General features: G+C 45.5%; 2 pseudogenes. Both read left to right on the plus strand.

Annotation, left to right across the window (positions count from 1 at the left end):
• Positions 1-388: 388 nt before the first annotated feature.
• A pseudogene (locus B4113_RS21265) lies at positions 389-552 on the plus strand (transposase); the annotation flags it as partial.
• Positions 553-644: 92 nt separating this feature from the next.
• Positions 645-1,259, plus strand: a pseudogene (locus B4113_RS14500) (ISL3 family transposase); the annotation flags it as partial.
• Positions 1,260-1,489: the final 230 nt, after the last annotated feature.

A 1,489-nucleotide genomic window follows, 5' to 3' on the forward strand; every position in this document is an offset into this window, starting at 1 on the left:
TAGAAGCATCTTCTCAAGAAGGAATGGTGCTTAGTTTAGATGAAATCGCGGTAAAAAAGGGACATCAGTATGAAACCATATTGATGGATGCCAAAGCTGGATCCGTCATAGGAATGCATGCCGATCGCCAATGTGACTCCGCCATCAACCCGAGTTCGACAGTTTTGAGGTCATTTTAGGCAAACGAAAATGGCCAAAATGCTGCAATATCAAGGATTTCATGATGCAGATCCTAGGAAAAAACGCTGAATTTCATAGGCACACGACTTTCCTACTTTAACTTTTAAAATGGATGGATATTGGTTATAATATAGGCATGTACACACGACGAGTCACACCAAAAAAGAACGATGGAATCACCTTAGCTTACCTCCATCATGAATCGTGACCGAACGTAAGGGACGAATGCGAACGTCTCATGCTTGGACATTTTTCTTCAAAAAACGGCGACCTTGGTCAACAACCGAACTGACGGCCAAACAAGCGCAACTCTTTGTAGCTCTAGGGCTGGAGCCTCCTCCGAAGATTCTAGGCATTCATCCTCGCACCTAGATACACGCCCAACGTATGCCCAAATGCCTCTCGTCCCTTTGGTATCAAGGGATGAGAGGCATTTTGTTTGCCTAGTGACTGTCGAACTCGGGATCAACTTGTTGAGCCAAAATATCCTGTCGAAAGAAATGGTCCAAACGGTGATTCTTGACATGTGGGAACCTTATCATAAGGCGGTTCGCGCCCTGTTTCCATCTGCTTCGATTGTCATCGATAAGTACCATGTGGTTCAAAAAGTGACACAAGCCTTGGATCAAGCAAGAAAGGAATGTTCTCCATTGAAAAAGGCTCGATATCTTCTCTTGAAAGGCTGTGAAAAGCTTCGTAAGGACCAACGGCTTCGATTAGACGATATCTTGGAGGAGTATCCGGTACTTTCCATTGCCTATGATCTGAAAGAGTTGTTTCGGGATTTTTACCGAACCGATGGATATAACGAAGCAAAGGAACGCTTGGAAGAATGGATTCAGTTAGCCAAACAGAGCCCTTTTGCTTCTTTTCAGGAAGCAGCCAACACGCTTGAAAGGTGGAAGGAACCGATTCTTTCCTACTTTTTGTGCCCCTATACCAATGCCCGAATCGAGGGAACGAATCACAAGATCAAAAACATCAAACGCCGGGCATATGGCTATCGAAATCGGGAACGGTTTCGTTTGCGTGTATTTCTGGAGTGTACAGGGAACGCTACAGGCAGTCAGGCTGCCTAAACGCTCCCTTCTTCCGCTTTCGGTATGATCGTTGGTAGAATGGAACCCGTCAAGGAAAGCACTTGATTGTTTCCATTCTACCAACTTCGTGGTCTGTATGCGGAAGAAGGATCCTGACTGATGAACCTATTTCATCCGGCTAACATGTTTCTAGGAGGCTGGTGAAAAACAGCGCGTTCCTTTGGTCGATGAATCAATGCCTTCAGTGCTGCAAGGGGATGACCCAAAAG

The organism is Geobacillus sp. B4113_201601, assembly GCF_001587475.1.
Lineage (GTDB): Bacteria > Bacillota > Bacilli > Bacillales > Anoxybacillaceae > Geobacillus > Geobacillus icigianus.